Here is a 23,001-nt window from a genome sequence, read left to right on the forward strand (position 1 = left end):
CGCTCAGCCCTTCGTCGCGCCGGCGGTGAGGCCGGAGACGACGTACTTCTGGGCAAGGAGGGCGATGACCATGATCGGGACGGTGACCACGGTCGCCGCGGCCATGAGGCCACCCCAGTCGATCGCGGCGTACCCGACGAAGTCGAAGATGGCGACGGGCAGCGTCTTCGTCTTCGCACCCGAGAGCACGAGGGCGAACATGAAGTTGTTCCAGGAGAAGATGAAGGCGAGGATCCCGGCCGTCGCGATGCCCGGCGTCGAGAGCGGCAGGGTGATGCGGCGGAACGCGCCGATGGGGGTGAGACCGTCGACCTGGCCCGACTCCTCCAGCTCGGTCGGCAGGCCGTCGAAGTACCCCATCATGATGTAGACCACGAGGGGCAGCGAGACGAACATGTGGCTGAGGACGAGGACCGTGAAACCGCCGACGAGCCGCAGGTTGGAGAAGACGTAGAACCACGGGACGAGCAGTGAGACGCCGGGGATGACGCGCGCCATGAGGACGACGAGCGCGGAGCGCTTCATCGTGAACCGGCTCATCGAGTAGGCCGCGGGCACACCGAGCAGCAGCGACAGCACGGTGCTGGCGAACGCCACCCAGAGGCTGTTGATGATGAAGGTGACGTAGTTGGCCTGCTCGAGGACGGTCTTGTAGTTGTCGACCGTCGGGGAGAAGAGCAGCGCCTTGCTCGCGTCGTAGATGTCGACGTTGGTCTTGAGCGACGCCGCCACCATCCAGATGAGGGGCGTGAGCAGCCCGAGGACGACGAGGACGAGGGCCCCGACGCGGAACGCCTTGTATGCCGTGCCGCCGCGCATCAGTACTCCGCCTTCCGACGAGAGGTGAGGGCCCACATGGAGCCGATGATGATGAGGAAGAAGATGATGAGCACCGTCGAGCTCGTGCCGTACTCGTTGTAGTCGAAGGCGAGGCCGTAGGCGTAGACGTTGAGGGTCTCGACCTCGTTGTAGGAGCCGCCCCCCTTGCCCTTGGTCGCGTAGAGGATGTCGAAGGTCTTGAGGGCGTCGATGCCGCGCAGCAGGATGGCGACGATGACCGTCGGCATCATCAGCGGGAGCGTGATGAAGCGGAACCGCTGCCAGCCGCTGGCACCGTCGATGAGCGCGGCCTCCTGCGGCTCCTCCGAGAGGGAGGTGAGCCCGGCGAGGAGGATGAGGACGACCATCGGGGTCCACTGCCAGATGTCGATGAGCATCGTGGTCCACAGGGCCGAGCCCGGTCCGGCCAGCCAGGGCTGCTCCGGGATCCCGAACCAGCCGATCACCTGGTTGGCGATCCCGATGTTGGGGTCGAAGATGAGCCGCCACATCATCCCGACGGCGACGGGGGTGGCGACCAGGGGCATGAGGATCGCGACGCGCACCCACTTCTCGCCGCGGAACGGTCGCCACAGCAGCAGGGCGATCGCCATGCCGAGGACCACCTCGACGAGGAGGACCACCCCGGTGAACTGCACCGTGCGCCACACGGCGGGCCAGAAGCGGGCGGTGTCGCCGAGGACGTCGAGGTAGTTCTGGGCGCCGACGAACTCCTTGTCGGCGCGCACCGACCCCTCGGCGTCGGTGAGGCTCAGGTACGCGGTCCAGGCGACCGGGAAGATGATGAGCACGACGACGAACGCCATGGCGGGAGAGGCGAAGAGCCACTTGCGGTGGTCGTTCGCCCATCGGGAGAACCCGGACGTTCCCGTCACGGGGAGAGCGTCAGCAGACATGGTTTCGCCTTCGTTGCCGTGGGTGCTGGGTGGAGCGATGCTGCGGCCGTGCCGCGAGTCTCGGGCCGGGTGGCCGGACGCGTCAGGCGTCCGGCCACCCGGCACTCGAGGTGACCCTCAGATCAGGGCGTCACTTGTTCTCGTCGTCGAGCAGGGCCTGGAAGGCCTTGGCGGCCTCGTCGGCCGAGGCGCCGGAGTCCTTCCCCGTGATCGCGTCGACGATCGGCTGACCGACGAGCTCACGCGCCTCAGGAACCTTGACGACGCGGGGGCGGTCGAAGCCGACCCCGTTGGCGGCGCCGGCGGCAGCGGCCTCGACGAGGTCCTTCGGGTAGGTCGACGTCGCGTCGGGGTCGCTCGCCACGGACGTGCGGGCGCTGGGGACGCCGGCCTTCTGGTTCGCGAGAGTCTGCTCCTTGCTCGTCGCCCACTCGATGAACTTCCAGGCGTTCGCCTTGTTCTCGGAGGCCTCGTTGATCCCGAGCGCCCACGACGGGACGTTGTACGGCTTGGAGCCGGCGGGGCCCTCGGGGAAGGCGGCGAAGCCGACCGTGTCGGCGACCTTGGACTTGGCCGGGTCGGTGGCGTTCTTGTAGAGCGAGCTCGCCTCCGTGTAGAACGCGGCCTGGCCCTGCGTGAAGATGGCCATCGCCTCCGGCCAGCTCATGTCGGTGCTGACGTTCTTGGGCCCGTGGTCCTTGATCAGCCCGCCGTAGTACGCGTAGGCCTGCTTGGCCTCGGGTGTGTTGACCGCGGCCTTGCCGGAGTCGTCGGCCCACTGGCCGCCGAAGCTGTAGAGGAAGCTGGAGAACTGCGTGACGGCGGCGGACTTGCCGGTGCGCGCGATGAAGCCGGCGACGCCGGGGTTGGCGGCCTGGACCTTCGCGGCAGCCTCCTTGAGCTCGTCGAGCGTCTTCGGCGGAGCGGAGTAGCCGGCCTTCTCGAGCAGGTCCTTGCGGTAGTAGAGGACCTCGGTCTCGGTGATGATCGGGACCCCGACGACCTTCTCCTCGTAGGTGGTGGCCTCGACGGGTCCGGGCTGGAAGTCGCCCCAGTTCCACTCCGACGCACCCTTGGTGTCCTCGGTGATGTCGGAGAGGTAGCCGTTCTTGCCGAAGGCCTTGCCCTCCTGGAGGGGGCGGTACATCATCACGTCGAGGTCGCTGGTCCCCGCGTTGAGCTTGACGTTGTACTGGTCCGAGAGCTGGTCCTCGCCGAGCTGGGTCAGCTCGACCTTGAGGCCGGTCTCCTTCTCGAACTCGGGCAGGGCCGCCTTGATGTTGTCGGTCCACACGTGGTTGGCGAGCGTGACCTGGATCGTCTTCGACCCGGTCCCCTCCCCCTCGTCGCTGCCGCCCGAGCAGGCCGACAGGCTGAGCGCCGCGGCCAGGACGAGAGCGGATCCGGTTGCAGTGCGTCGCAGCACGTCGGTCTCCTTCGTGAGGTGGCCGCTCCGCCTTTGGAGCTGTCGCCGCAGCGGACGTCTATGTCCGTCTAATCAGGGAACGATAGAGTGTTAAGTCAGACTTATGCAAGGCCCGATCGCCATGAGTATGATTTGTGACATGGCCACCTCCCGCCCCGGTGCCGACGGGTCCACCGGCCTGCACGCCCGCCTCGTGGAGACGCTCGGCATGGCCATCTGCGGCGGAGAGCTGCCCCCGGGACGGGTCCTCTTCATCGACGAGCTCGTCTCCCGCCACGCCGTCTCCCGGTCCGTCGTGCGCGAGGCGCTGCGGGTCCTTGCCTCGATGGGACTGGTCGCCTCGCGGCGCCGAGTCGGAACCCAGGTCCTCGACGCCAGCCTCTGGAACGTCTACGACCCGCTCGTCATCCGGTGGCGGCTCGCGACCGGCGGGCGCATCGCCCAGCTGCGCTCCATCACCGAGCTGCGCACCGCCGTCGAGCCGCAGGCGGCCCGGCTCGCCGCCGCCCGCGTGCGGCCGATCGACGCCAGCGAGCTCGTGACGCTCGCCGGTCGCCTGTGGGCTGCCGGCCAGGACGGGCGCATGGACGACTTCCTCGCGCTCGACATCGAGTTCCACCACCGCGTCCTCACCGCCTCCGGCAACGAGATGTTCGAGCACCTCCACCAGCCGATCGCCGAGGTGCTGTCCGGTCGGCACGCCTACGGGCTCATGCCGAGCCACCCCCACGTCGACGCGCTGCAGATGCACGCCGACGTCGCCTCCTCGATCCAGCGGGGCGACGGGGAGCGCGCCCACGACGCGATGGTGGCGATCATGAACCGCACGATGGACGAGACCAGGCATCTGTGGGACATGCAGTCCCAGTCGACCACGCCCGCGTGAGCCGCACCCGGGCACCCGGGTGCCCGGCCGGCATGCGGAGCAGGCAACGGCTCGGCCCCGCCACCCAGGGGTGACGGGGCCGAGCCGCGGGCGGGCCTGACGGGTGTCAGGTCAGCCGGTGACCTTGGACAGGGTCGGGTCGTTGGCGTACGCCTCCTTGGCGTTGGCCTTGGTGACGATGAGCGGCTCGAGCAGGTTGGCCGGGACGACCTTGACGCCGTTGTCGTAGGACTTGTCGTCCGTGACGGTCGGCTTCTCGCCCTTCTGCAGCGCAGCGACCATCTCGAGGGTCGCCTTGACGAGGTTGCGGGTGTCCTTGTTGATGGTCGAGTACTGCTCACCGGCCATGATCGACTTCACCGACTCGACCTCGGAGTCCTGACCCGTGACGACGGGGACCGGCTTCCCGGCGGCCTTGACCGAGGTGATGATCGCCCGGGCGAGGGTGTCGTTCGGGGAGAGGACGCCGTCGAGCGTCGCGGAGGCGTAGGACGCCGAGAGGAGGGTGTCCATGCGCTTCTGCGCGTTCTCGGCCTTCCAGCCCTGGGTGACGGCCTGGTTGAAGGCCGTCTGGTTGGACGTGACCTTGAGCGTCCCGTCGTCGATCTTCGGCTTGAGGACGCTCATCGCGCCGTCGAAGAAGACCTGGGCGTTCGCGTCGTCGGGGGAGCCCGCGAAGAGCTCGATGTTGTACGGGCCCTGCGGCTTCTTGGCGGCCATGCCCTCGAGGAGCGCGTTGCCCTGGAGCTCGCCGACCTTGAAGTTGTCGTAGGCGACGTAGTAGTCGACCGCGTCGGTGTTCTTGATGAGGCGGTCGTAGGCGATGACGGTCGCGCCGGCGTCCTTGGCCGCCTTGACCTGGGTGCCGAGCTGGGCACCGTCGATGGCGCCGATGACGATGACCTTGGCGCCCTTGGTCACCATGGACTGGATCTGGTTCTGCTGCTCGCCGACACCACCGTTGGCGAACTGCACGTCGGCCTTGAAGCCGGCCTTGGCGAGGTCGTCCTTGAAGAGGTTCTCGGCGAGGACCCAGTTCTCGGAGGTCTTCTGCGGGAGCGAGACGCCGATGAGTGCGTCCTTGGGGAAGGCCTCGGCCGCGCCACTGGCGCCGCCACCGGCGGTGTCGGTCGGGGTCTCCTCGTCGGCACGGCCACAGCCGGTCAGTGCGAGAGCTGCGACGGCGGAGGCCGCCATCACCTTGGTGAGGGAACGCATGTCGTCTCTTTCTTTCGTATGCCGTGGCTCACCCGGGGCGGATGGGTCACCTGTCGGAACTATGGAGTTGTGTGGTGCGGCGAGCCCGGGTCAGGACTCCTGCTTCACCGTCTCGGTCGTGTCCTGGGTTGCTCGCCGACCGAAGTTCTGGGTGAGCAGGCCCGTGATCGAGCGACGGCCCTGCGACTTGTTGTAGACGTCGAAGGCGACGGCGGCGAGCAGCACGAGACCCTTGATGATCTGGGTCATGTCGGCGCCGACGCCGAGCAGCTGGAGGCCGTTGTTGAGGACGGCCATGACGAGGCCTCCGATGACGGCGCCGACGACCGTGCCGACACCACCGGTGACGGCGGCGCCACCGATGAAGACGGCGGCGATCGCGTCGAGCTCCCAGCCGACACCGTCGAACGGGCCGGAGGCGTTGGACCGGGCGACGAACATCATCCCGGCGAGCGAGGCGAGGATCGACATGTTCATCATGACGAGGAAGTTGACCCGCTTGGAGCGGACACCGGACAGCTCGGCCGCGTGGCGGTTGCCACCGACGGCGTAGACGTGGCGACCGATGATGGTGCGCGTCGAGATGAAGCCGTAGAGCAGGACGAGCGCGCCGAGGATGAGCGCCGAGATCGGCAGTGAGGTGCCGCGCCGACCCGAGGCCATGAGCATCGCGACGGCGAGGATGGCGACGGTGATGAGGCCGAGCCGGATCCACATCACCGAGGCGGGGCCGACGTCGGCACCGATCCTGGCCTGGTTGCGCCGGTTGCGCACGGCACCGCCGATGAGGGCCGCACAGAGGAGCAGCCCGATGAGGATGGTGAGGTTGTTGTAGCCGGTCTTGGGCCCCACCTCGGGCAGGTAGCCGGCACCGATGGTCTGGAAGCTCTCGTCGACCGGAACGGTGTTGGACTTGCCGACCCACTGGTTGGCTCCGCGGAAGATGAGCATGCCGGCGAGGGTGACGATGAAGGCGGGGATGCCGATGAAGGCCACCCAGAAGCCCTGCCAGGCACCGACGAGCGCGCCGATGACGAGGCCGAGGAGGATGCCGACGAACCAGGGGATGCCCCAGTCCCGCATGGCGATCGCCACGACGATGCCGGCGAAGGCGGCCACCGAGCCGACGGAGAGGTCGATGTGGCCGGCGATGATGACGAGCACCATGCCGATCGCCATGACGAGGATGTAGCTGTTGCCCTGGAAGATGTTGATGACGTTGCCGGGGTCGAGCGTGAGCCCGTCGGTGAGGACCTGGAACAGCACGATGAGGAAGACGAGGGCGAAGATCATCCCGAACTGTCGGGTGTCCCCACCGAAGATCTCCTTGAGCTTGTTCATGCGGCGTCCTTCGGGGTCGGCGTCGTCGAGGTCTTGGTCATGAGGCGCATGAGGGACTCCTGGTCCGCATGGCCCTTGTCGAGGACACCGGTGATCCGGCCCTCGCTGATGGTGTAGATGCGGTCGCTCAGGCCGAGCAGCTCGGGCAGTTCGGAGCTGACGACGATGACGCCCTTGCCCTCGTTCGCGAGGCGCTGGATGATCCCGTAGATCTCGAACTTGGCGCCGACGTCGATGCCGCGGGTGGGCTCGTCGAGGATGAGCAGGTCGGGGTCGGTGAACAGCCACTTCGCCAGGACGACCTTCTGCTGGTTGCCGCCCGAGAGCTTGGCCACGCCGTAGTCGACGTTGGGCGTCTTGGTGCGCAGCGCCTTGCGGTAGTCGTCGGCGGCCGAGTGCTCGGCGCGCCGGTCGATGACGAAGTTGTGGGCGATCTTCTTGAGCTTGGCCGAGACAGTCGTCGTCTTGATGTCGTCGAGGAGGTTGAGCCCCAGCGACTTGCGGTCCTCGGTGAGGTAGCCGATGCCGGCGTCGATGGCGGCGGGGACGTTGCGCAGGTCCACCTTCTTGCCGTTGAGGGTCATCTCGCCGCCGAGCCAGGTGCCGTAGGAGTGGCCGAAGATCGAGCGCATCAGCTCGGTGCGGCCCGAGCCCATGAGGCCGGCGAACCCGACGATCTCGCCGCGCCGGACGAAGAAGCTCGACTGCTTGGCCACGAGCCGGTCGGGGACCTGTGGGTGGGCGACGGTCCAGTCCTTGACCTCGAACATCACCTCGCCGATCTCGGGTGTGTGATCGGGGAAGCGCGACTCGAGCGAGCGGCCGACCATCCCGCGGATGATGCGGTCCTCGTCGACGGCGCCCTCGCGGACGTCGAGGGTCTCGACGGTCTGACCGTCCCGGATGATCGTGATGGCGTCGGCGATCGCCTCGATCTCGTTGAGCTTGTGGCTGATCATGATGCTCGTGATGCCCTTGCCCTGCAGACCCCGGATGAGGTCGAGCAGGTGACGCGAGTCGTCCTCGTTGAGGGCCGCCGTCGGCTCGTCGAGGATGAGGAGCTGCACGTCCTTGGCGAGGGCCTTGGCGATCTCGACGAGCTGCTGCTTGCCGACACCGATGTTCTTGATCGGCGTCTCGGGGTCCTCGACCAGGCCGACGCGGGCCAGCAGCTCGCGGGCGCGGTTGTTGGTGCGGACCCAGTCGATGACGCCGTTCTTGGTCTCCTCGTTGCCGAGGAAGATGTTCTCGGCGATGGACAGCTCGGGGATGAGCGCCAGCTCCTGGTGGATGATGACGATGCCGGCGTGCTCCGAGTCACGGATGTTGTTGAACGTGACGTCGGCCCCGTTGAACCGGATCGTCCCGTCGTAGGTGCCGTGCGGGTGGACCCCCGACAGCACCTTCATGAGGGTCGACTTGCCGGCGCCGTTCTCACCGCAGATGGCGTGGACGTCACCGCGACGGACGGTCAGCGTCACGTTGTCGAGAGCCTTGACTCCGGGAAAGGTCTTGGTGATGGCCGTCATCTCCAGGATGGGCGCCGCATCGACCACTTCTGTCTCCTCGTCGGTCGTTCACCAAGGACCTCGCTGGCCTCAGTGGCTCGATGCTAAACCCACAACCTGCCCGTGGTGCGGTGGTTCGGGGCGGGACGCGCGGGCTTGTCCGTTGGACAAGGGCGACTGGACATTTCCTGGCGTTCGGCGCACGGAACGGACCACGCGGCCCGACGAGAACCGGTCAGGGGGCCGAACGTCGCGGGTCGTCCCGGCCGCCTCGGCTCAGGGGCGCCACAGGACGAGCGCCTGCGAGGCCGAGCCACCGCCGGGACGACGGCGCGGGCGCTCCCCCAGCTGGCTCGCCAGGATCTCGCCGCCGGGCCCGACGGAGAACACCCGGGACCCCTGGGAGGTCTCGGCGCGCAGCCGCTCGACCTCGTGGGTGAGCTCGGCGACGCGCGCTCGCAGCGCGTCCACGTGGTTCTCGAGCTCGAGGATCCGGGAGATGCCCGCGAGGCTGACACCCTCCTCCTGGGAGAGGCGCTGGACCTGGCGGAGCAGGTCGACGTCCCGGGCCGTGTACCGCCGGCCGCCCCCGCGGGTGCGCGAGGGCGTCACGAGGCCGAGCCGGTCGTACTGGCGCAGCGTCTGGGCGTGCATGCCGGCCAGCTCGGCCGCGACCGAGATGACGAAGACGGCGTCCTCGTCCGGTCGCGGCATCCCCTGGCGCGGAGCCATCGTCAGGCCTTGGCCTGCTCGGCGAGCGCCGCCCTCGGGTCGCCACCGGTCTCGGCGCGCAGAACCTCGACGGCCTCACGGGCCTTGTCCGACAACGACTCCGGCACGACCACCTGCACCTTGGCCAGCAGGTCACCGGCGGCACCCTTGCCGGCGACGCCGCGTCCCTTGACGCGGAGCACGCGTCCGGACGGGGTGCCGGGCGGGATGCGCACCTTGACGCTGGCGCCGTCGAGGGTGGGCACCGTGACCGTGGCACCGAGGGCGGCCTCGGCGAACGTCACGGGCAGGTCGACCGTGAGGTTGTCCCCCTCGCGGCCGAACACCGGGTGCTTCTGGACGGTGACGGTGAGGATGAGGTCGCCGGCCCCGGCGCCGGGCTCCCCCGGCTGACCCTTGCCACGGAGGCGGATCTTCTGACCGTCCTTGACACCGGCGGGGATCCGGGCCGTCATGGTTCGGCCCTCGGCGGTCCGCAGCGTGACGGTCGAACCCTCGACGGCGTCACGGAACGGCAGGGTCGTCGTCGCCTGGACGTCGGCCCCCTTGCGGGGACCACGCGGGGCGCCGTAGCCGGCATACCCGCCCGGTCCGGGGCGCGCGGCACCACCGAACATCTGCGACAGGAGGTCGTTGATGTCCGCGTCCCCTCCGCCGGGGTAGCCGCCGTGGGACGAGCCGCCTCCGGTGTCGAAGCGGACGCGCGAGCCGCCGCCCCCGCCGCCGAAGGCGCTGAAGATGTCCTCGAACCCCCCGTTGCCGCCCGGGCCACCCGCACGGAACCGCGCGCCGCCGTGCGCCATCTGGCGGATGGCGTCGTACTCCTCGCGCTGCTTGGGGTCGGACAGGACCGCGTGCGCCTCGCCGATGTCCTTGAACTTCTGCTCGGCGGCGGTGTCACCCGGGTTCTTGTCCGGGTGGTGGGTGCGCGCGAGCTTGCGGTAGGCCTTCTTGACCGCGGCGGCATCGGCGTCCTTGGGGACGCCGAGGATCGCGTAGAAGTCCTTCTCGAACCAGTCCTGGCTCGCCATCAGCGCCTCCTCTCAGTCATCGTATGCCGCTGCGGGACAACGACGGTGGGCGTCACCGCCCGTTCCCGGCAGGTCATTCAGGGTCGGCGACGGCCACCCGTGCGGGTCGGAGGACCTGGTCGCCACTGCGGTACCCCGGCTGGAGCACCTGGACGACGGTGGTCGTGCTGGCGTCGGTCGGCAGCTCCGGGTTGGAGGCGTCCCATGCGGCGTGCATGAGGGCCTCGTGGTGCATGGGGTCGAAGACCTCGCCCACGGCGCCGAAACGGACGAGGCCGAACTTGCCGAGGCTGGCCTCGAGCTTGTCGGCGATCGCCGCGAACGGCCCGTCGGTGAGGTCACCGTGCTCACGGGCCAGCTGGATGTCGTCGAGGACCGGGAGCACCGACTCGAGGACGTCGCGCACTGCACGCTCCTGGACGCTGGCGCGGTCGCGGTCGACCCGACGCTTGTAGTTGACGTACTCCGCGTTGAGGCGTTGCAGGTCGTCGAGGCGCTGGGCCGCGAGGGCGGTGTCGGGGTGCTCCGCGGACGCGGGGGCGGTGGCCCCGGCCCGATCCGGAGCCACCTCCTCACCGTCGTTGACGGACTCGGTGTTGATCGAGTCGTCGTCGCCCTGCTCGGCCGCGTCGTCGACGACCTCGCCGTCGAGGATCTCGTCCTCGCGCGGCTCGGTGTCGCCGGGTGGGTCGCCCTGGCGGAAGGAGTCGGTCACTTCTTCTCCTCGTCGTCCTCGACGACCTCGGCGTCGACGACGTCGTCGTCGGACGAGCCGGCGTCGCCGGTCGGCGCGGAGCCGTCCCCGGGGGCGCCGTCGCCCTCGGCCGACTCGCCCTGCGCAGCCGCGGCGGCGTACATCGCGGCGCCCATCTTCTGCGACTCGTCGTTGAGCGTGTCGATCTTGGCCTTCATGTCCTCGACCGAGGTCGTGGCCTCCGGCTTGATGGCCTCCTTGAGGTCCGCGAGGGCCTCGTCGACCGGCTTGCGCTGGTCGTCGGTGAGCTTGTCGCCGGACTCGCTGAGGAACTTCTCGGTCGAGAAGACGAGCGACTCGGCGAGGTTGCGGGTCTCGGTCTCCTCGCGACGCTGGCGGTCCTCCTCGGCGTGGGCCTCGGCGTCCTTGACCATGCGCTCGATCTCCTCCTTGGACAGCGCGCTGCCGCCCGAGATGGTGATCTTCTGCTCCTTGCCGGTGCCGCGGTCCTTGGCCGTCACGTGGACGATGCCGTTGGCGTCGATGTCGAAGGTGACCTCGACCTGCGGGACGCCGCGCGGGGCGGGGGCGATGCCGGAGAGCTCGAAGGTGCCGAGCGCCTTGTTCTGCTGCGCGATCTCACGCTCGCCCTGGAAGACCTGGATGAGCACGCTCGGCTGGTTGTCCTCGGCGGTCGAGAACACCTCGGAGCGCTTGGTGGGGATCGCCGTGTTGCGCTCGATGAGCTTGGTGAACAGCCCGCCCTTGGTCTCGATGCCGAGGCTGAGGGGGGTGACGTCGATGAGGAGGACGTCCTTGCGCTCCCCCTTGAGGACTCCGGCCTGCAGGGCGGCGCCCAGCGCCACGACCTCGTCGGGGTTGACGCCCTTGTTGGGCTCCTTGCCTCCGGTGAGCTCCTTGACGAGAGCCGTCACGGACGGCATCCGGGTGGAGCCGCCGACGAGCACGACGTGGTCGATGTCGGCGAGGTTGATGCCGGCGTCCTTGATGACGTTGTGGAACGGCTGCTTGGTCCGGTCCAGCAGGTCCTTGGTCATCTGCTCGAACTGGGCGCGCGTGAGGTTCTCGTCGAGGTGGATCGGGCCGTTCTCGCTCATCGAGAGGTACTGGAGCGAGAGGTTGGTGCTGCTCGCGGACGAGAGCTCCTTCTTGGCCTGCTCGGCGGCGTCACGCAGGCGCTGCATGGCGATCTTGTCCTTGGACAGGTCGACGCCGGTGGTGTTCTTCACCGTGGTGAGGAGGTGCTGGACGATGCGGTCGTCCCAGTCGTCGCCACCGAGCTGGTTGTCACCGCTCGTCGCGCGGACCTGGATCGTCGAGAAGCCGTCCTCGGGGTCCTTGCCGACCTCGAGGAGCGAGACGTCGAAGGTGCCACCGCCGAGGTCGAAGACGAGGATGAGCTCGTCCTCCTTGCCCTTGTCGAGGCCGTAGGCGAGGGCGGCGGCGGTGGGCTCGTTGACGATCCGCAGGACGTTGAGGCCCGCGATCTCGCCGGCCTCCTTGGTGGCCTGACGCTCGGCGTCGTCGAAGTAGGCGGGGACGGTGATGACGGCGTCGGTGACGGGCTCGCCGAGGTAGGACTCCGCGTCGCGCTTGAGCTTCTGCAGCGTGCGGGCGCTGATCTCCTGGGCGGTGTACTTCTTGCCGTCGATGTCCGGGCTGCTCCAGTCGGTGCCCATGTGGCGCTTGACGGAGCGCAGGGTGCGGTCGGAGTTGGTCACGGCCTGACGCTTGGCGATCTCGCCGACGAGGACCTCACCGCCCTTGGTGAAGGCGACGACCGACGGGGTGGTGCGCCCGCCCTCGGCGTTCGCGATGATCGTGGGCTCGCCACCCTCGAGGACGGCGACGGCGGAGTTGGTGGTTCCGAGGTCGATACCGACTGCACGGGCCATGGGTGTCTCCTTGCGTAGAGCTTGAGTTGAGTTGCTGTCACTCAAGTTAGGAGCCCGTGTGCCGGATGGCAAATCCGGGCGTCCAAACTTGCGTTCACCTGACTCAACTCTTGCCGCGCCGCCGTTGTTCCCCGCGACTCGACGGGGTGTCGGTGGACGGTCCTACCGTTCTCGACATGGCAGAGCAGAGCACCACGAGGCACCTGCGGGTCGTCGGCGCCGCCACCCGCCCAGCCGGGGCGCGCGGTGACGAGACGGCCCGCGAGGCGTACTGGGCGCGCCTTCGGGCGCTGCGCGCCGAGCGCGAGCGTCTGCGCGCCGGCTGACGGGGAGGTCCCTACACTCCGTGGCATGGGGGAGAACGTGGCGTTGGGGCGTGGGGTCCTCCGACGCGCGCGCACCTACGTCTCCGGACGCCCGACGACGCAGAAGGCGGGGGCCGGCGTGGCCGCTGCGCTTCTCGCGAGCGCGCCCTTCGGCGGACTGGCCGCGGTACCCGAGCCCCCACCGGGGACCCTGCGGCTCGGCCAGCCGATCCAGGTCGGGCCGTACGAGATGGTCATTGACCAGGTCGTCGAGCTCCCCGACCTCGCCCCGGCCGTCACGCCCCAGCCGTCGGAGCGCGTCCTCGTCCTCGACGCCCATGTCACGCTCACGGGCGACCGACCCGAGTACGCCGTGACCCTCACGAACCACGTCACGGTCGCCGGCGGCGGGGTCGAGGTCGAGGGCCGGCCCAGCCTCTACTTCGTCGAGGACTCGTCGCGGATGTCGGGCTTCAACCCGGGTCTCACCTACCGCCTGGCCCTGACGTTCACGACGTCCGGTCCGTGGCAGGGAGACGTCGTGACGGTGAGGACCAACCTCGTGGAGTTCCGCGAGGAGGACCGGCAGACCCTGGACCCGGACGCCTGGGTCGGACGCGACGAGGTCGAGTGGCAGGGCTCGCTCCCGCTGGTGCGGCGCACATGAGGCGAACCGTCGCCTCGGCCGCCCTCGTCATCGCCGCCATGGGGCTCGGCCGGCTCATCAACGACCACGTCCCGCTGGGCGACTCGGCCGACCGCCCGTTCGTCTCCACGGGGGAGGTCGGCCGACCCGTCGTCCTCGACTACGCCGAGGTCACCGTCACCGCGGTCCACGTGACGCCGACCGTCATGGGCAACCCCGCCTCCGCCTCGGGTGGGCGCTGGCTCGTGGTTGACACCGAGCTGTTGGCACGGACCCGGCCCACGCTCATGTCGGGGTTCTTCCTCGTCGACGCTCAGGACCACCGGTGGATCGCCTCGACGCGCGGGAGCGAGTGCGCCTCGAGCGCCAGCCTCTCAACCGGGGTCCGCCACTACGCGAGCTTCTGCTTCGACGTGCCCCGCAGGGCCCTCGGGGGCGCCCGCCTCGTCGCGACGCGCGGTGCCTGGACCTCGCACGAGTCGGAGTTCCGCCGCGACGCGGTCGCCGACGTCGACCTCGGCATCGCGGGATCCGAGGTCGACGACCTGTGGGCCCAGCAGGAGCCCCTCGACGTCAGGGAGAGCGGCCCCGTGCCCCCCGGGGAGGCCCGGCGATGAGCGCGACCCCACCCGACGTGCGCGAGCCCGTCGCCGAGGACGGCACGGCCACCGTCCCGCGGCGTCCGAGCCGGTGGTGGATCGTCGCCGTGCCCGTCGCCATCGTGACGATGCTGGCCGCGAGCGGCTACCGCGTCCCGGTGTTCTGGTGGGAGTCCGGTCAGCACCACGAGATCGCCGACGGCGAGGCCGAGGAGTGGGTCGCCGTCGCCGAGCAGACCTCCGATGCCCACGGCGACCTCACCCGCCGCTACTCGGTGAGGCTCGCCGGGCTGGGAGGTGCGGACCCGGCATACGTCGCCCGGTTCGACGAGTTCCGTCTCGCTGACGGCATGGTGGCGAGGACGGTGCGGCTCGACTTCCGCGCCGACCCGGGCCAGTCGCTCAAGAACTGCGCCCTGACGCTCGTCGACGACGAGGGCCGGCAGTACCGGGTGGGCCACGTCCACGACGGCATCGGGCCGAAGACCCGCGTGTGCGTGCCGGAGGAGACCCCCGGACCCGGCCTGCCGATCATCGAGTCGGAGGTGCGTGGTCGGCTCCCCGAGGGGGAGCAGCCACGGCCGCGCGAGTGGTCGGTCTCTCCGGCCATCGCGGTGCCGGAGAACGCGACCTTCGTCGAGCTGCGGATCTCGTTCGAGGACCCGGACTACGTCACGCTCCGGCTTCCGCGCTGACCCCTCGCGCGGCGGGCGCCTCACCGTCGGTGGGAGCCGGCCCCAGCCTCGGCCCGAGGAGCCAGTCGATGGCCGCCGCGAGCAGGGCGGCCGTGAGGACCATCGTGATCGCGAGCCCGACCGACTTCTCCATCGGCGAGAAGGCCAGCCAGGTGTCGGTCTGGACCGGACCGATGGCCCGGCGGAGCAGCTGACCGACGAGCCACGGGAGGCGGATGACCACGAGGAAGACCAGGCAGAAGGTCAGCATCGGCAGCAGCCCGGCGCTCGCCATCATCCGCAGGCCGTTCCAGAACGCCGACCAGCGCTCGCGCACGTCGGCGACGAGCCCCCCACCGAAGCGTCGGACGGGCGCGGGGATGCGCTCCCAGCGCGGGTCGGGACGGGCCGCGGGGCTCGCCGGTGCGGACAGCTGGTGGCCGAGGACGACCGCGCCGACGGTGATCCACGCGAGCGGGACCACGACGACGGCGTCGACGGCCCCCAACAGCCCGAAGAGCCACGTCGTCACGGTGTCCACCGGGTTGGCCAGGGGACCGAGGGTGTCAAGGACCCGGTCGTAGCGGTCGAGCACGAGCTGCGCCGCCCGACGGTCCTCGACCCAGGCGAGCCCGGCCTCGCGGACGGCGGTGACCTTCTGGGCGACCTGCGAGGTGTAGTAGACCTCGACGAGCGCCCCCACGAAGGCGAGCCACAGGAAGCGGCTGACGCTCTCGACCTTCCCCAGGGCGTAGCGCAGGACCCAGGCGATCGCGACGATGGCGAGGACGACCTGCCAGTCGTAGATCGCGAGCCGTCCGGCGAAGTCCACGTCCGGCGCCCCCCCGAGGCTGAGCTGGTTGCGCTCGTCGTAGGCCGCCTCGTTGGTGAACCGGTAGAGGTCCTCCTTGAGCAGCCCGTAGGACACGTAGACGGCGAGGAACGGAACGAGCACGCTGACCGCGACGTCGACGAGGCGCAGCTCGCGCTTCTCGGTGGTCGCCTGCCGGCCCTCCCGGCGGGACAGCTCGGCGACGTGCGGCAGCGCCCCACGCGTCATCCAGAGCATCGCGATCATCGCGAGGAGGAAGCCCAGCGGTGCGACGACGAGGATGAGCTGGGCGACGAACGCGTTGTGGTCGCTCACGACCACGGCGAGCCAGACCGCCCCGCTGCGCACCGCCAGGCCGAGGCACGCGATGACGACGAACGGCGCCCAGTGGACGCGCAGGATCCGCAGCGCCGACACCAGGACCGCGGGGATGTCCCTGACCCGCATTGCGTCGTCCACCGGTGCCCCGCGCCTCGTCCCCCCGCGCGGTCGTCGCGCATGTCGTGCGCGAGCATATCGAGTCACCGGCCGAGACCCGGGGTACCACCGGGTGGGGCCGAGATCGGGAGCCCCCCGTCACGAAGGGAACACCACCATGCCGTCGTTTGAGGGCCTGCTCGTCGAGCACGGGTGGCGCGAGGGCGTGCGACGCATCAACGGGGTCGACCTGCACGTGGTCGAAGCCGGGCACGAGGGCGGCCCGCTCGTGGTCCTGCTCCACGGCTTCCCGGAGTTCTGGTGGGGCTGGCGGCACCAGATCGCGCCGCTCGCCGACGCGGGTCACCACGTCGTGGTGCCCGACCTGCGTGGCTACAACACCAGCTCCGCGCCCCAGGACGTCGGGGCCTACCGCCTCGACGTCCTCGCCCGCGACGTCGTCGGGCTCGGAGACGCCTTCGGCGCGGAGCGCATCGACCTCGTCGGTCACGACTGGGGAGCGGTCATCGCCTGGGAGTTCGCGGCCCGCCACCCCGAACGGCTCGACCGCCTCGTCGTCCTCGACGGGGCGCACCCCGACACGATGCTCCGGCAGGTCCTGCGACACCCGACCCAGGGGCTGCGCACTGCGTATGCGGGCTTCTTCCAGCTGCCCTGGCTGCCGGAGGCCGCGTTGCGGGCGTTCGGGTTCACGGGCCTGCGGAACGCGATGCGGCGATCCGCACGCGAGGGCACCTTCGAGCCGGGCGCGCTGGACCGCTATGCCGCGGCCTGGTCGCAGCCCGGCTCCCTGACCGCGATGCTCAACTACTACCGGGCCCTGCGCCTGAGGTGGCCGGGGTGGTCACCCGGCCGCAACCCCCGTCCCACGCTCGTCCTCTGGGGCGAGCACGACGACTTCCTCGAGCAGCACGTCGCCCGGGAGAGCCTCGGTCGGTGCGACGACGGCCGGCTCGTCGTCATCGAGGACGCCGGCCACTGGCCCCACCTCGAACAGCCGGACGTCGTCACCGCCGAGATCCTCCGCTTCCTCGGCGAGATGGGCGAGGTCGGCGAGGTCGGCGAGGTCGGCGACTGACGGGGTCAGGCTGTCGAGTCGTCCACGGTGAGGAAGGCTCGGACGGCGTCCAGGAACTCGGCCGGTCGGTTCGCATGGACCTCGTGGCCCGCGTCGACCGTCACCATGGCGCCGTCCTGCACCGTGGCGACGAGGTCCTCCACCCACAGCGGCGGGACGAAGCTCGAGGGACCACCGCTGACCGCGAGGACGGGCAGGCGGAGCGCGCCCAGCACGGCGGGCCACTCCGGCGACGGCGTGTCGATCTCGGGACGCACCTGCTCCACCACGGCCCAGTCGGAGTGCAGCGTCCCGTTCGAGCGCTCGGGCGTCGTCGGCGTGCGAGGGCGCATGAGGCCGACGTCCTCGAGGACGAGCCGCCTCACCTCCCGCGCCGATGACGCGACGAGGCACGCGACCAGCCCGCCGAGCGAGTGGCCGACGAGGTCGAGACGGGAGCCGAGCTGCGGCAGGAGCAGCGTGACGTCGCGGGCCATGAGCTCGATCGAGTAGCGACCCGGGCGGTCGCTGGACCCGTGGCCACGCAGGTCCACGGCGTGCACGACCCGGTCCCGGGCGAGGGCCGCGGCGACGACGTCCCAGTCGCTCGCCGTGAGCCCCGTGCCGGGGAGGAGCACCACCGGAGGGTGCACGGGTTGCTCGCACGACCACGTGCGCACCTGGAGCGCGACCGCCCCGCACTCGAGGCGCCGGCTGCTGGGCATGGCACCAGTGTGCGCGTCAGCCCCGAGCAAGGAGCCGGGCGATCGCCGAGCTCGCGGCGATCTGGCCGGCCGCCAAGGCCTGCACGACCGAGGCCATCGGCATCGGGAACGCGGCCAGGTGCGCGAGGTCGCCGGCCGCCGTGACACCGGCGAGGCTCGTCCGCCCGAACTCGTCGATGCGCACCGCCCCCGACGGGTTGAGCTCGAGACCCAGCTGCTGCGCGAACGGCGCCGACTGGTGCAGCGTCGGCACGACGAAGAGCACCGCGACGTCCTCGGTCGAGCCGTCGTCGAGGCGCACCCGCAGCCCGTCCCCCGCACGCTCGACGGCCGTCATCCGCGCGGTGACCACAGGCACCGTGAGCGTGACGCCGTCGGGCGTCTCCTGTCCCTCCTCGAAGACGACGAGCTCGCTCGCGACCGGCGCGAGGAGCGCCGTGAGGTGGCCGGCGGCCGCCGTCCCGACGACGCCGATCCTGCGGTCGGTGAACTCGAAGCCGTGGCAGAACGGGCACTGCGCGGCGAGGTCCCCCCACACCTCCTGGAGGCCGGGGACGGGCGGCAGCTCGTCGCGGACCCCGGTGGCCAGCACGACGGCATACGCGGTCATCACGTCACCACCGGCGAGGGTGAGCCGGAAGCCGTCGCCGTCGCGCTCGACCGTCACGACGCGCTCCTCGCGGACCGTGACGGTGTCGTATGCCGTGAGCTCGCGTCGCGCTGCCGCGCGGAAGTCCGCGGGTGGGGTCCCGTCGTGGGTGAGGACGTTGTGCATGTGGCTGACGGTCGCGTTGCGGTAGGTGCCGTCGTCGAAGACGGTGACCTGCCGGCGGACGCGCCCGGCCGTGAGAGCCGCCTGGAGGCCGGCGGGGCCGCCGCCGATGACGGCGATGTCGGTGTGGCGAGAGGTCGTCATGATCCGAGGATGAACCTTCAGGTCGACCTGAAGGCAAGCCCCTCCGACGCCTCCGGCTCGTGCACAACTCGCCAATTCCTCCCCGGAGGTCCGGACACGCCGTGTGTGTCGCGTACCGGAGGGGAGGAATTGGCGAGTTAGTCCCGGGGTGGGGAGGCTGCCGGGCCGCCTCGACCGGTGGTGCGCGGCGGCTCGTAGCCACCGACGGGCGGGACCATCTCGGCGCGGACCCCGAGCAGCCGGATCGGCCGGTCGTCCCCGAGGTCGCGGAGCAGCTCGAGCGCGGTGGCCGCGATGTCGGCCGCGTCCCACGTCGGCTCGGCGAGCTTGCGGATGCGCGTGGTGGTGAAGAAGGGGGCGAAGCGCACCTTGAGGTGCACCCGGGCGCAGGCCCTGCCCTCCCGCCGGATGTCCTCGACGACCTGGGCGGAGAGCGAGCCGATGGCGGCCGCGATCTCTCCTTCGTCGGTGAGGTTGCTCTGGTAGGTCGTCTCGCGCCCGTGGGCCCTGGCGACCCACGGGGTGTCGTCGATGCGCGTCGCGCCCAGCCCCCGACCCAGCCGTCCGTAGTGCGGCCCCATCCGCGGACCGAACTCGGCGGCGAGCACGTCGTCGGAGGCGTCGGCGAGCTGTCGGACCGTGTCGTAGCCGTGGGCCGCGAGCCGGGCGGCGATCCGGGTGCCCACGCCCCAGAGCGCGGTCGTGGGCCGCTCGCCCATGACCTCGAACCAGTTCTCCCGGGTGAGCACGAACGTGCCGCGGGGCTTGCCGAAGTCGGTGGCGATCTTGGCGCGCACCGTGGTGTCACCGACCCCGACCGAGCAGTGGAGCAGCGACGCCTCGAGCACCTCGGCGCGGATCGCCTCGGCGTGGGCCACCGCCTCGGCCACGTCCGGGCCGGGGGTCTCGATGCCGACGAAGGCCTCGTCCCACCCCAGGACCTGGACCACGGCCCCAGGGTGCGCCCGCACTGCCTCCATCACCACCGCCGACGCCTCGTCGTAGGCCGGACCGTCCACCGGCAGGAACACCGCCTCGGGGCACTTGCGGACCGCGAGCTTGAGCGGCATGCCCGAGTGGACGCCGAACGCGCGGGCCTCGTAGGACGCGGTCGAGACCACCGCCCGCTCGGTCGGGTCGCCCCGCCCCCCGACGACCACGGGCAGCCCCGCCAGCTCGGGCCGGCGCAGGATCTCGACGGCCGCGATGAACTGGTCGAGGTCGACGTGGAGCACCCAGCGGGCCATGACGCCAGTGTGCCGTGCGTGGGCGACCGCAGGAGGGGTACGTTCAGGTGGACATGAAGGCGACCACGGAGAACTGGACCATCAGCGACCTCGCGAGCCGCTTCGACCTGCCCACGCACGTCCTGCGCCACTGGGAGTCGATCGGGCTGCTCGAGCCGCGACGCGACGCGTCGGGGTACCGGCGCTACGGGCACGACGACCTCGTGCGCATCGCGATCATCCAGCGCAACAAGCTCGCCGGGATGAGCCTGGAGCAGATCCGGGTGCTGCTCGACGCCGAGGCGAAGGACCGCCACGAGGTGCTCGAGGGCCACCTGCGCGACCTCGACGAGCGGATGCTCGCCCTGGAGCGCTCGCGCGAGATGACCGAGCACGCCCTGCGCTGCCGGGCCCACGACATCACGGCGTGCCCACGTTTCGTCGCCGCCGTGGAGGACCTCGTGGAGGGTCGGACCCATCCCGCGCTGCTCGGTCGCGCCCATGCGTGACGTCGTCGTCGTGGGCGGGGGGATCGTCGGCCTGGCGACCGCGCACGAGATCCTGCGGCGGCGACCGGGAGCGGACGTCCTCGTCGTCGAGAAGGAGAGCGAGGTCGCACGCCACCAGACCGGGCACAACAGCGGCGTGATCCACGCCGGCGTCTACTACGCGCCGGGAAGCCTCAAGGCGAGGTTCTGCACGGAGGGCGCCGCGCGGACGCGCGAGTACTGCGCCGAGAAGCACATCCCCGTCGTCGACACCGGCAAGCTCGTCGTGGCCACGAACGACGTCGAGGTCGGGCGCCTGGCCGACCTCACCGACCGCGCCCGCGCGAACGGGCTGAGCGTCACCCGGCTCGGCGCCGGCGAGCTCCGCGACCGCGAGCCTCACGTGACGGGCCTGGGCGCGCTGCACGTCCACGCGACCGGGATCACCGACTACGTCGCCGTGTGCCGGGCGCTCGCCGCCGACGTCGTGGCGACCGGCGGGTCGGTCCGCACCTCCGTCGCCGTGGTCGGCATCGAGGAGACCACCGACGCGGTGACCCTCACCCTCGACGAGCACGGCTGGCGCACCACCGAGTCGGCGCGGCGGGTCGTCGTCTGCGGTGGGCTCCAGGCCGACCGGCTCGCGGCGATGTCCGGACTCAACACCGGAGCCGACTCCTTCCAGATCGTGCCGTTCCGGGGCGAGTACCACCGCCTGCCCGCGTCGCGGGCCGGCCTCGTCGACGCGCTCATCTACCCGGTGCCCGACCCCGACCTGCCCTTCCTCGGGGTCCACCTCACCCGGACGGTCGACGGCGGGATCACGGTCGGTCCCAACGCGGTGCTCGGCTTCAGCCGCGAGGGCTACCGCAAGGGGTCGGTCGACCTGCGCGACGTCGCCGCCTACGCCCGGTTCCCCGGCATGTGGAGCGTGGCCCGGCGGCACTGGCGCACCGGCCTGGAGGAGCAACGCGACTCGTGGCGGCGCCGCGGCTACCTGCGGCTGGTGCAGCGCTACTGCCCCGAGCTCACGGTCGACGACCTCCTCCCCGAGCCGGCCGGCATACGGGCCCAGGCCGTGCTGCGCGACGGCACGCTCGTCCACGACTTCCTCGTCCGCCGGACGGCGCGCACCGTCCACGTCTGCAACGCACCCTCCCCCGCGGCCACGTCCGCCTTCCCGATCGCGGCCCACGTCGCCGACCTCGCGGCCCCGGCTGGATGACCGTCCGGGAGCTGCTGGCTCGAGCCGGTTTCGGACGGCTCGCCCACCCGCCTCATGGCCCTGCTCGTCGGGGTCAACGTCGGCTCGATCGTCACGCTGCGGGGCTCGCTCGCGACGCTGCTCTGGCGGGACCGCTGCCGACGCGCAGGTCTGCGGGTGGACGCGTGGCCGTATGCCGCCCGCAGCCCGGTCTGCGCCGTCGCCGCCGTCTCGGCCGCCCTGCTCGCCCTCGGCCTGGCGTGACGGTGAGACCTCCCCATTGCCCCTTGCCGTCGCTGCCCCTAGGTTCCACCCAGCGGTCGCAACCAGGCGGCCCGGGGAGGGGAGCACCACCATGTCCAGAACCACGCGCCTGTTGCGCACCCGCGTCGTCGCGGGAGCCCTGGGGGCACTGGCCCTCACGGGTGCCACGCTCGTCGCGACGCCGGAGGCCGGCCTGACCAGCCGTGCGGACGCCGCAGGACCGCTATACCCGGCCGACTGCGAGGAGGACGAGTCCTCGTCCGAGTTCGGAGGAGCCAGGATCAGCCAGACCTACGCCGACCTCTTCTCCAAGGGTGCTCCGGCTGGCCGCTACCTCGACAGCTTCACCCCGCAGGGCCTCGGCGTCTGGGAGAACTGGCAGGGCGGGTCGGGCACGGAGGACCTGCTCCTCGTCGGGATGCACTACTTCGACGACCCGGCCACCTCAGGGGACGACGAGGTGAGCCACCGCTCGCGGCTCTACGGCATGACGACGTCCGGCACCGTGCGTGGCTTCGCCACGCTCCCGATCGGGGCCCACACCGGCGGCGTCAAGGTCCACGACGGCTGGGTCTACGTCCAGAAGAGCCAGACCGAGATCCTGCGCTACTCGGTCGAGCGGGTCCGCGAGGCCTTCACGAACCCCTCGAGGCGCAAGCTGGGACCGGGGCGCGACACCGCACCGGTCGTCGGCGCAAGCTTCTTCGACATCGACGGCGGCTACCTGTATGCGGGGCGGCACGACGAGAACGTGCGTGGGGAGATGCGCCGCTACGCCATCAAGCCCAGCGGCGACCTCGAGCTCGACGAGTCCTGGGGCCCGCTCGAGATCCCGACCAAGGCGCAGGGCGTGCTCGTCATGGCCGACACCTTCGTCTTCTCCACGTCCCTGGGACGCGGCAACCGCGGCAACGTCTACGTCGTCCAGCGCACCTACGGCGTGGGCGAGGAGTTCACCCAGGCGCCCTACCGCTGCTTCCAGTCCGTGGCGATGATCCAGGAGCTCGTCAGCTGGAACGGCGTCACCTACCTGCTCAACGAGAGCGGCAGCGCGGAGTTCGCCACCGACGACCGGATCCACAACATCCGCAACCTGCACGTCGCGAGCACGGACCGGCTGCGCAGCCTCGTCTGGTGAG

24 protein-coding genes are annotated in these 23,001 nt (G+C 70.5%); 10 read left to right on the forward strand and 14 right to left on the reverse strand.

Annotation, left to right across the window (positions count from 1 at the left end; translation table 11 throughout):
- Positions 1-3: 3 nt before the first annotated feature.
- The 3 genes from N801_RS07015 to N801_RS07025 form a co-directional block, all read right to left on the reverse strand.
- Positions 4-819: a carbohydrate ABC transporter permease gene (locus N801_RS07015; RefSeq protein WP_035935441.1), complete on the reverse strand. Its 816-nt coding sequence runs from the start codon at positions 817-819 to the stop codon at positions 4-6.
- Positions 819-1,715, reverse strand: coding sequence for a carbohydrate ABC transporter permease (locus N801_RS07020; protein ID WP_245618272.1), 897 nt, complete (start codon positions 1,713-1,715; stop codon positions 819-821). The genes N801_RS07015 and N801_RS07020 overlap by 1 nt, the downstream gene beginning before the upstream one ends.
- A gap of 151 nt (positions 1,716-1,866) precedes the next feature.
- On the reverse strand, positions 1,867-3,162 hold the full coding sequence (locus N801_RS07025) for an ABC transporter substrate-binding protein (RefSeq protein ID WP_245618274.1): 1,296 nt from the start codon (positions 3,160-3,162) through the stop codon (positions 1,867-1,869).
- A gap of 139 nt (positions 3,163-3,301) precedes the next feature.
- Here N801_RS07025 and N801_RS07030 point away from each other — a divergent pair, with 139 nt between their 5' ends.
- Positions 3,302-4,048: a FadR/GntR family transcriptional regulator gene (locus tag N801_RS07030; RefSeq protein WP_035935444.1), complete on the forward strand. Its 747-nt coding sequence runs from the start codon at positions 3,302-3,304 to the stop codon at positions 4,046-4,048.
- Positions 4,049-4,159: 111 nt separating this feature from the next.
- Here N801_RS07030 and N801_RS07035 read toward each other — a convergent pair whose 3' ends face one another.
- The 7 genes from N801_RS07035 to dnaK all read right to left on the reverse strand — a co-directional run bounded on the left by N801_RS07035 (position 4,160) and on the right by dnaK (position 12,488).
- Positions 4,160-5,266, reverse strand: coding sequence for a substrate-binding domain-containing protein (locus tag N801_RS07035; protein WP_035935447.1), 1,107 nt, complete (start codon positions 5,264-5,266; stop codon positions 4,160-4,162).
- 90 nt (positions 5,267-5,356) lie between these two features.
- Positions 5,357-6,607, reverse strand: coding sequence for a multiple monosaccharide ABC transporter permease (gene mmsB, locus N801_RS07040; RefSeq protein WP_035935450.1), 1,251 nt, complete (start codon positions 6,605-6,607; stop codon positions 5,357-5,359).
- The gene (mmsA, locus tag N801_RS07045) at positions 6,604-8,136 is read right to left on the reverse strand and encodes a multiple monosaccharide ABC transporter ATP-binding protein (protein WP_052112721.1); all 1,533 of its coding nucleotides are present in this window, start codon (positions 8,134-8,136) and stop codon (positions 6,604-6,606) included. Before mmsA ends, mmsB begins: the two co-directional genes overlap by 4 nt.
- Positions 8,137-8,391: 255 nt before the next feature.
- Positions 8,392-8,847 carry a heat shock protein transcriptional repressor HspR gene (locus N801_RS07050; RefSeq protein WP_035935456.1) on the reverse strand — a complete coding sequence of 152 codons (456 nt, stop codon included), beginning with the start codon at positions 8,845-8,847 and terminating at the stop codon, positions 8,392-8,394.
- Between the two features lie 2 nt (positions 8,848-8,849).
- Complete coding sequence (locus N801_RS07055) at positions 8,850-9,878, reverse strand: DnaJ C-terminal domain-containing protein (RefSeq protein WP_035935458.1); 1,029 nt, start codon at positions 9,876-9,878, stop codon at positions 8,850-8,852.
- 73 nt (positions 9,879-9,951) lie between these two features.
- Positions 9,952-10,593, reverse strand: a complete 642-nt coding sequence (grpE, locus tag N801_RS07060) for a nucleotide exchange factor GrpE (RefSeq protein ID WP_035935460.1) — start codon at positions 10,591-10,593, stop codon at positions 9,952-9,954.
- On the reverse strand, positions 10,590-12,488 hold the full coding sequence (gene dnaK / locus N801_RS07065) for a molecular chaperone DnaK (RefSeq protein WP_035935464.1): 1,899 nt from the start codon (positions 12,486-12,488) through the stop codon (positions 10,590-10,592). The genes grpE and dnaK overlap by 4 nt, the downstream gene beginning before the upstream one ends.
- A gap of 176 nt (positions 12,489-12,664) precedes the next feature.
- Between dnaK and N801_RS20665 the strand changes: the two genes are divergently transcribed.
- From N801_RS20665 to N801_RS07080, 4 genes are read left to right on the forward strand one after another with little or no spacing between them, the layout of a single operon-like run.
- On the forward strand, positions 12,665-12,814 hold the full coding sequence (locus N801_RS20665) for a hypothetical protein (RefSeq protein WP_156996586.1): 150 nt from the start codon (positions 12,665-12,667) through the stop codon (positions 12,812-12,814).
- A gap of 25 nt (positions 12,815-12,839) precedes the next feature.
- Positions 12,840-13,460, forward strand: coding sequence for a hypothetical protein (locus tag N801_RS07070; protein ID WP_035935467.1), 621 nt, complete (start codon positions 12,840-12,842; stop codon positions 13,458-13,460).
- On the forward strand, positions 13,457-14,056 hold the full coding sequence (locus N801_RS07075) for a hypothetical protein (protein ID WP_156996588.1): 600 nt from the start codon (positions 13,457-13,459) through the stop codon (positions 14,054-14,056). Before N801_RS07070 ends, N801_RS07075 begins: the two co-directional genes overlap by 4 nt.
- Positions 14,053-14,733: a hypothetical protein gene (locus N801_RS07080; RefSeq protein WP_035935474.1), complete on the forward strand. Its 681-nt coding sequence runs from the start codon at positions 14,053-14,055 to the stop codon at positions 14,731-14,733. The genes N801_RS07075 and N801_RS07080 overlap by 4 nt, the downstream gene beginning before the upstream one ends.
- Here the strand turns inward: N801_RS07080 and N801_RS07085 are convergent.
- Complete coding sequence (locus N801_RS07085; protein WP_035935477.1) at positions 14,711-15,991, reverse strand: hypothetical protein; 1,281 nt, start codon at positions 15,989-15,991, stop codon at positions 14,711-14,713. The genes N801_RS07080 and N801_RS07085 overlap by 23 nt on opposite strands.
- A 148-nt stretch (positions 15,992-16,139) precedes the next feature.
- Between N801_RS07085 and N801_RS07090 the strand changes: the two genes are divergently transcribed.
- Positions 16,140-17,060: an alpha/beta fold hydrolase gene (locus N801_RS07090; protein ID WP_035935479.1), complete on the forward strand. Its 921-nt coding sequence runs from the start codon at positions 16,140-16,142 to the stop codon at positions 17,058-17,060.
- Positions 17,061-17,065: 5 nt separating this feature from the next.
- On the opposite strand, the gene N801_RS07095 is transcribed toward N801_RS07090, so the two are convergent.
- From N801_RS07095 to N801_RS07105, 3 genes are all read right to left on the reverse strand, one after another.
- Positions 17,066-17,764: an alpha/beta fold hydrolase gene (locus tag N801_RS07095; protein ID WP_035935481.1), complete on the reverse strand. Its 699-nt coding sequence runs from the start codon at positions 17,762-17,764 to the stop codon at positions 17,066-17,068.
- A gap of 16 nt (positions 17,765-17,780) precedes the next feature.
- Positions 17,781-18,680 carry an NAD(P)/FAD-dependent oxidoreductase gene (locus N801_RS07100; RefSeq protein WP_035935484.1) on the reverse strand — a complete coding sequence of 300 codons (900 nt, stop codon included), beginning with the start codon at positions 18,678-18,680 and terminating at the stop codon, positions 17,781-17,783.
- Positions 18,681-18,817: 137 nt separating this feature from the next.
- Positions 18,818-19,927, reverse strand: a complete 1,110-nt coding sequence (locus N801_RS07105; protein ID WP_035935487.1) for a DNA polymerase IV — start codon at positions 19,925-19,927, stop codon at positions 18,818-18,820.
- A gap of 53 nt (positions 19,928-19,980) precedes the next feature.
- On the opposite strand from N801_RS07105, the gene N801_RS07110 reads away from it, so the two are divergent.
- From N801_RS07110 to N801_RS07125, 4 genes are all read left to right on the forward strand, one after another.
- Positions 19,981-20,415 (forward strand): MerR family transcriptional regulator, encoded by a 435-nt coding sequence (locus N801_RS07110; RefSeq protein WP_035935565.1) that lies wholly within the window; start codon positions 19,981-19,983, stop codon positions 20,413-20,415.
- Positions 20,408-21,619 (forward strand): L-2-hydroxyglutarate dehydrogenase, encoded by a 1,212-nt coding sequence (gene lhgD, locus N801_RS07115; protein WP_035935490.1) that lies wholly within the window; start codon positions 20,408-20,410, stop codon positions 21,617-21,619. Before N801_RS07110 ends, lhgD begins: the two co-directional genes overlap by 8 nt.
- A gap of 54 nt (positions 21,620-21,673) precedes the next feature.
- Entirely contained in the window at positions 21,674-21,862 is a 189-nt protein-coding gene (locus N801_RS07120) for a hypothetical protein (RefSeq protein WP_035935493.1), read from the forward strand.
- Between the two features lie 91 nt (positions 21,863-21,953).
- Positions 21,954-23,000, forward strand: a complete 1,047-nt coding sequence (locus N801_RS07125) for a hypothetical protein (protein ID WP_156996591.1) — start codon at positions 21,954-21,956, stop codon at positions 22,998-23,000.
- Position 23,001 lies beyond the last annotated feature (1 nt).

This window comes from Knoellia aerolata DSM 18566 (assembly GCF_000768695.1).
GTDB lineage: Bacteria > Actinomycetota > Actinomycetes > Actinomycetales > Dermatophilaceae > Knoellia > Knoellia aerolata.